The sequence below is a fragment of the Kitasatospora sp. NPDC059462 genome, from assembly GCF_042749955.1.
Lineage (GTDB): Bacteria > Actinomycetota > Actinomycetes > Streptomycetales > Streptomycetaceae > Kitasatospora.
On the sequence record NZ_JBHYUU010000289.1, the window covers coordinates 1 to 6,694 of the forward strand.

Annotated in this window: 5 protein-coding genes; 3 read left to right on the forward strand and 2 right to left on the reverse strand. The window is 71.3% G+C overall.

Translation table 11 applies throughout. The features are described from left to right. Window positions 1-100: 100 nt before the first annotated feature. Both ACFXAM_RS36895 and ACFXAM_RS36900 read right to left on the reverse strand, forming a co-directional pair. Window positions 101-553, reverse strand: coding sequence for a GNAT family N-acetyltransferase (locus ACFXAM_RS36895; RefSeq protein ID WP_380298081.1), 453 nt, complete (start codon window positions 551-553; stop codon window positions 101-103). Between the two features lie 59 nt (window positions 554-612). After that, window positions 613-1,461 (reverse strand): VOC family protein, encoded by an 849-nt coding sequence (locus ACFXAM_RS36900; protein ID WP_380298083.1) that lies wholly within the window; start codon window positions 1,459-1,461, stop codon window positions 613-615. Window positions 1,462-1,620: 159 nt separating this feature from the next. Here ACFXAM_RS36900 and ACFXAM_RS36905 point away from each other — a divergent pair, with 159 nt between their 5' ends. The 3 genes from ACFXAM_RS36905 (at window position 1,621) to ACFXAM_RS36915 (ending at window position 6,580) form a co-directional block, all read left to right on the forward strand. After that, on the forward strand, window positions 1,621-3,795 hold the full coding sequence (locus ACFXAM_RS36905; protein WP_380298088.1) for an ATP-dependent RecD-like DNA helicase: 2,175 nt from the start codon (window positions 1,621-1,623) through the stop codon (window positions 3,793-3,795). A 224-nt stretch (window positions 3,796-4,019) separates the two neighbouring features. After that, window positions 4,020-5,309, forward strand: coding sequence for a citrate synthase (locus ACFXAM_RS36910; RefSeq protein ID WP_380298085.1), 1,290 nt, complete (start codon window positions 4,020-4,022; stop codon window positions 5,307-5,309). Window positions 5,310-5,860: 551 nt separating this feature from the next. Then, on the forward strand, window positions 5,861-6,580 hold the full coding sequence (locus ACFXAM_RS36915; protein ID WP_380298087.1) for an SDR family NAD(P)-dependent oxidoreductase: 720 nt from the start codon (window positions 5,861-5,863) through the stop codon (window positions 6,578-6,580). The last annotated feature ends 114 nt before the right edge of the window (window positions 6,581-6,694 follow it).

Consider the following 6,694-nt stretch of genomic DNA (forward strand, 5'->3'; position numbering starts at 1 on the left):
GGTACTGCAGGGGGGACCCTGTGGGAGAGTAGGACGCCGCCGAACAAATTTTGAGAAGAACCCCCGCCGGTATTCCGGCGGGGGTTCTTCGCGTTTCCGGTCAGAGTGCGAGCTTGAATCCGACGTGCGAGGGGACGAAGCCGAGGCGCTCGTAGAAGCGGTGGGCGTCGGTCCGGGTGACGTCGGAGGTGAGCTGGACGAGTTCGGCGCCGAGTTCGCGGGAGCGCTCGACGGCCCACTGGATCAGCTCGCTGCCCAGGCCGGTGCCGCGTTCGTCGGCGTGCACGCGGACGGCCTCGATGACGGTGCGGGTGGAGCCCTTCCGGGAGAGGCCGGGGACGACGGTCAGCTGCAGGGTGGCGACGGTCCGGCCGGCGCGCTCGGCGACCACGAGGTGCTGGTGCGGGTCGGCGTCGATGCGGGCGAAGGCCGAGCGGTAGGGGGTCAGGTCGTCGGGGCTCTCGCGGGTCGCGCCCAGCGGGTCGTCGGCGAGCATGGCGACGACGGCCGGCAGATCGTCGACGGTCGCCCGGCGGATGGTCAGATCGTTCATGACCACACCCTAGGCGGCCCCTGGACGCCCGCTGGAGGCCCTCCCGCCGTGATCCGGCGTCATGTGCCCGGCGGAGCGCTGGTGATGACCGCGAAGGCGGCGCCGTGGGGGTCGACGAGCCCGCCGAGGCGGCCGACGCCGTGGACGTCCGCGGCGGGCGTCCGGACGGTGGCCCCGAGGCGTTCCGCGGTGGCGAGACGCGCGTCGACGTCCGGCACCTCGAAGTAGGGGAGCCAGTGCGAGGAGACACCGGCGGCGGTCTGCTCGGGGGCGAGCTGCACGATCCCCCCGTGGGCGTCCTCGGTGCCGCCGCCGGGCGGGGTGAGGACGGTGTACAGGAACTCGCCCATCGGGACGTCCTGCTCCTGCCAGGCGAAGACCGTGCGGTAGAAGGTCCCGGCCGCCCCGGCGTCGATGCTCCAGCACTCCGTCCAGCAGAGGCTGCCGGGCTCGGTGACGGTGTCCAGGCCGCTGACGTCGTGCGGCTGCCAGACGGCGAAGTCGGCGCCGGTGGGGTCGGTGTAGCCGGCCATCCGGCCACTGGTGAAGACGTTGAACGGGGCGAAGCGGATCAGGCCGCCGGCCTCGCGGACCAGGTCCGTGGTGCGGTCGGCGTCGAGGGTGCAGAAGTAGACGGTCCAGGCCGGGCGGGCGTGGGTGTCGGTGAACGGGCCGAGCGCGGCGACCGTGCGGCCGTCCTGCCGGAAGAAGCCGTAGCCGCCCGCCTCGGGGCCGGCGGAGGCGTAGGTCCAGTCGAACACCGTGGTGTAGAAGGCGACCGAGGCCGCGGTGTCGGGGCTGGTGAGGTCGAGCCAGTCGGGGGCACCGGGACGGTAGGCGGTGGTGAGCATGGTGCGCTGCCCTTCGACGGTGTTCCTGGCGGCTCCTGCGTCCTTCCAGCCTGGCACCCGGGCCACCGGTGTCGCACCCGGACGGTACGGTGCGTAGCGGAAGTCGTCCCGCACGGTGAAGGGGGCCCGGTGGCCAGGCAGACAGGGGCGCGGACCGCCGCCGGCGGCGGTACCGGTCAGGCGGCGGCGCCGCGGCAGCTCGCCCAGGTCGAGGGCGTGCTGGAGCGGATCACCTACGCCAACGAGGAGACCGGCTACACCGTGGCCCGGGTCGACACCGGGCGGGGCGCCAACGACCTGCTGACGGTGGTGGGCGCGCTGCTCGGCGCGCAGCCGGGGGAGTCGCTGCGGCTGCACGGGCGGTGGGGGTCGCACCCGCAGTACGGGCGGCAGTTCGTGGTGGAGAACTACACGACGGTGCTGCCGGCGACCGTGCAGGGGATCCAGCGCTACCTGGGGTCGGGGCTGATCAAGGGGATCGGGCCGCGGTTCGCCGAGCGGATCGTGGAGCGGTTCGGGGTGGACACCCTGGAGGTGATCGAGAACGAGCCGGGCCGGCTGATCGAGGTGCCGGGGCTCGGCCCGAAGCGCACGAAGAAGATCGCCGCCGCGTGGGAGGAGCAGAAGGCCATCAAGGAGGTGATGGTCTTCCTCCAGGGGGTCGGGGTCTCGACGTCGCTGGCTGTGCGGATCTACAAACAGTACGGGGACGGCTCGATCGGGGTGGTGAAGAACGAGCCGTACCGGCTGGCGTCGGACGTCTGGGGCATCGGCTTCCTCACCGCGGACCGGATCGCGCAGGCGGTGGGCATCCCGCACGACAGCCCGGAGCGGGTCAAGGCGGGCTTGCAGTACGCCCTGTCGCAGAGCAGCGACCAGGGGCACTGCTACCTGCCGGAGGAGCGGCTGATCGCGGACGGCGTGAAGCTGCTGCAGGTGGACGTGGGGCTGGTGATCGACTGCCTGGCGGAGCTGGTGGCGGTGGAGGGGGTGGTGCGCGAGCAGGTGCCGGGGGAGGGCGGCGAGCCGGTCACGGCGGTGTACCTGGTGCCGTTCCACCGGGCGGAGATCTCGCTGGCCAACCAGTTGCTGCGGTTGCTGCGGGCGGACACCGACCGGATGCCCTGGTTCGCGGACGTGGACTGGCCGGCGGCGCTGGGCTGGCTGGCGCGGGTGACGGGGGCGGAGCTGGCGGCGGAGCAGGAGCAGTCGGTGCGGCTGGCGCTGACCGAGAAGGTCGCGGTGCTGACCGGCGGGCCGGGCTGCGGCAAGTCGTTCACGGTGAAGTCGATCGTGACGCTGGCGCTGGCGAAGCGGGCGAAGGTGGTGCTGGCGGCGCCGACCGGGCGGGCGGCGAAGCGGCTGTCGGAGCTGACCGGGGTGGAGGCCTCGACGGTGCACCGGCTGCTGGAGCTGCGGCCGGGCGGGGACGCCGCGTACGACCGGGACCGGCCGCTGGACGCGGACCTGGTGGTCGTCGACGAGGCGTCGATGCTGGATCTGATCCTGGCGAACAAGCTGGTCAAGGCGGTGGCGCCGGGGGCGCACCTGCTGTTCGTGGGGGACGTGGACCAGCTGCCCTCGGTCGGCGCGGGCGAGGTGCTGCGGGACCTGCTGGCCGAGGGCGGGCCGATCCCGTCGGTGCGGCTGACCCGGATCTTCCGGCAGGCGCAGCAGTCGGGGGTGGTGACCAACGCGCACCGGATCAACGAGGGGCTGCCGCCGCTGACCGAGGGCCTGCCGGACTTCTTCCTGTTCGCGGAGGACGACGCGGAGCTCGCGGCGGGGCTGACGGTGGACGTGGTGGCGCGGCGGATCCCGCAGAGGTTCGGCTACGACGCCCGGCGGGACGTCCAGGTGCTGGCGCCGATGCACCGGGGCCCGGCCGGGGCGGGCAACCTCAACACGCTGCTGCAGGCGGCGGTGACGCCGGCCCGGGAGGGGCTGGCGGAGCGGCGGTTCGGCGGACGGACGTTCCGGGTGGGGGACAAGGTCACGCAGATCCGCAACAACTACGACAAGGGGCGGAACGGGGTCTTCAACGGCACAGTGGGAGTGGTGACGTCCCTGAGCGTGGACGACCAGCGCCTCACGGTGCTCACCGACGAGGACGAGGAGGTGCCCTACGACTTCGACGAGCTGGACGAGTTGGCGCACGCCTACGCGGTGACGATCCACCGCTCGCAGGGGAGCGAGTACCCGGTGGTGGTGATTCCCGTCACCATGTCCGCGTGGACGATGCTCCAGCGGAATCTGCTCTACACAGCGGTGACCAGGGCCCGGAAACTCGTCGTGCTGGTGGGGTCACGGAAAGCGATCGGGCAGGCGGTCCGCAGTGTCAGCGCAGGTCGGAGGCATGCCGCGCTGGACCACCGGCTTGCGTCTGGATGATTCTCCAAGGGATGGTTGCCTCTATTGTTCTCTTGACGTGAAGAGATTTACGACAGAGCCTGGTGGGGTGCCGATCTTGTCCGGTTCGTACCGGCGGCGGCGGGAGGTTTTGTAGGGGCGGGCCCTTTCGGGTCACCCCGGGTGCGCGGCTGTCCGCCGGATGGGGGATGGTAGAGACAGTCAGGGCACCTTGGAAGAGGATTCATTTCGTCGGTGAGGAAGACGTGAGCGACAACTCGGTAGTACTGCGGTACCAGGACGGCGAGTACGAGTACCCCGTCGTCGAGAGCACTGCGGGCAACGCCGGCTTCGACATCTCGAAGCTGCTCCCGCAGACCGGCCTGGTCACCCTGGACAACGGCTTCGGCAACACCGCCGCCTACAAGTCCGCGATCACCTTCGTGGACGGTGACAACGGCATCCTGCGGTACCGCGGTTACCCGATCGAGCAGCTCGCCGGCCAGGGTGACTTCATCGAGACCGCGTACCTGCTGATCAACGGCGAGCTTCCGGACGCCGGGCAGCTCGCGCAGTTCAACCGCGAGATCACCCAGCACACCCTGCTGCACGAGGACGTCAAGCGCTTCTTCCAGGGCTTCCCGCGGGACGCGCACCCGATGGCGATGCTGTCCTCGGTGGTCGGCGCGCTGTCGACGTTCTACCCGGAGAGCCACAACCCGTTCGACGCGGCCCAGCGCCACCTGTCGACGGTCCGCCTGCTGGCGAAGCTCCCGACCATCGCGGCGTACGCGTACAAGAAGGCGATGGGCCAGCCCTTCGTCTACCCGCGCAACGACCTGAGCTACGTCGAGAACTTCCTGCGGATGACCTTCGCGGTCCCGGCCGAGGACTACGAGCTCAACCCGGTCGTCGTCAACGCGCTCGACAAGCTGCTGATCCTGCACGCGGACCACGAGCAGAACTGCTCGACCTCCACCGTGCGCCTGGTCGGCTCCAGCCACGCCAACCTGTTCGCCTCGATCTCGGCGGGCATCTCGGCGCTCTGGGGCCCGCTGCACGGCGGCGCCAACCAGGCCGTCCTGGAGATGCTGGAGAGCATCCAGAAGGACGGCGGCGACGTCGACGCCTTCATCACGAAGGTCAAGAACAAGGAAGCCGGCGTCAAGCTGATGGGCTTCGGCCACCGGGTCTACAAGGCGTTCGACCCGCGTGCCGCCCAGGTCAAGCAGCTCGCCCACGAGGTGCTGAGCCAGCTCGGCAAGTCCGACGAGCTGCTCGACATCGCGCTCAAGCTGGAGGAGCACGCGCTCAAGGACGACTTCTTCGTCTCGCGCAAGCTCTACCCGAACGTGGACTTCTACACCGGCCTGATCTACCGCGCCATGGGCTTCCCGACCAGCATGTTCACCGTGCTGTTCGCCCTCGGCCGGCTGCCGGGCTGGATCGCCCACTGGCATGAGATGATCAACGACCCGACCAGCCGGATCGGCCGTCCGCGCCAGATCTACACCGGCACCGCGATCCGCGACTACGTGGAGATCGACGCCCGCTGACGCCGTGCACCCGTACTGACGTCATGCGCACGCCCTGACACCGTGCCACGAGGGCCCGGCCGCACTCCTGCGGCCGGGCCCTCGTGCTGTTCTGCGGCCGGACCGTGCGAACGTCCGGCGCACGACTCCGGGGGCGGCGGTGGACCCGGAACGGCCGCTCAAAGCGTTCCTGGTCCCGCCACACCCCGGCGTCGTGCGCGAAGGCCGCCAACCGTCGGCGACCGACCCGGGGCCCGCCGGAGCCCCGTCGGCGGCAGCGGTGGTCGTGCGTCGACGCTGTGCCGTTCGTCACGTCTCAGCCCACCGGAAAAACTGCCGCACTACCAACCTAAGACGTATCACCCTGTGAGAAGTTACGCCGGGGGGGTGTGAGCTGCCTCTCGCCACGCTCCGTGTGCGGGCGGTGCCGCCCCCATATCACACCTTCCAGCGGCCGCGACGTCACCCTCCCCGCAGTCACGGCAACCGAGCGTGATAGGAATCGTGGCATTCCGGTACGGACCGTCCCGCACCTTGGAGCGGGGCGGCGGAGCTGGGGAGGGAGTGCGCAGATGACCAGGAACGTGGTTGTCACCGGCGGTGGCACGGGGATCGGGTACGAGGTGGCACGGCGGTTCGCCGAGGCGGGCGAACAGGTCGTGATCGTCGGCCGTCGGCGAGCGGTGCTGGAGGAAGCCGCCGCGGCGCTCGGGCCGAACGTGACCCCGCTGGTCTGCGACCTCGCCGATCCGGACGCCGTGGAGGCCGCGCTGGCCGGGCTCCCGGAGCGGATCGACGTGCTGGTGAACAACGCCGGCAGCCGGGAGACCGTGATCGGTGCCGGGCCGCACGCCCTGCTGGCCCGCTGGCGCGGGGACTTCGAGCGCAATGTGCTGACCGCGGTGCTGCTCACCGAGTCGGTCCGCGACCGGCTCGCCCCGGGCTCCGGCCGGGTGGTCACCATCAGCTCGATCGCCGCCCTGCGCGGGGCCGGCTCGTACGGGGCGGCGAAGGCCTCGCTGCACGCCTGGAACCACTTCCTCGCCGCCCAGCTCGGCACCTCGGGCATCACCGCCAACATCGTGGCGCCGGGGACGGTGGCGGGCACCGAGTTCTTCGGGCCGCGGCTGGACGACGCGGAGGTCTCCCGGCGGGCGGCCCGGACGCTGCTCGGGCGGATCGGGGAGACCGGCGAGGTGGCGGCGGCGGTCCACTTCCTGGCCTCGCCGGAGGCCGGGTTCATCACCGGCGAGATCCTGCACTGCAACGGCGGCGAGCTGCTCGGCCGCTGAGCGGGCCGCGGCGGCCGGAGGGCCGGGAACGCGGTGGGGCCCGTACCGCACGTGCGGGTACGGGCCCCCACCCCGACCCCAGCCGGGTCCCGGGGGAAGGGGGCCCCCCCCCCC

What these genes read in the sequence shown, in the direction of transcription:
- ACFXAM_RS36895 (WP_380298081.1), bottom strand. Translation starts at nt 553, where the DNA reads ATGAACGATCTGACCATCCGCCGGGCGACCGTCGACGATCTGCCGGCC.
- ACFXAM_RS36915 (WP_380298087.1), top strand. Translation starts at nt 5,861, where the DNA reads ATGACCAGGAACGTGGTTGTCACCGGCGGTGGCACGGGGATCGGGTAC.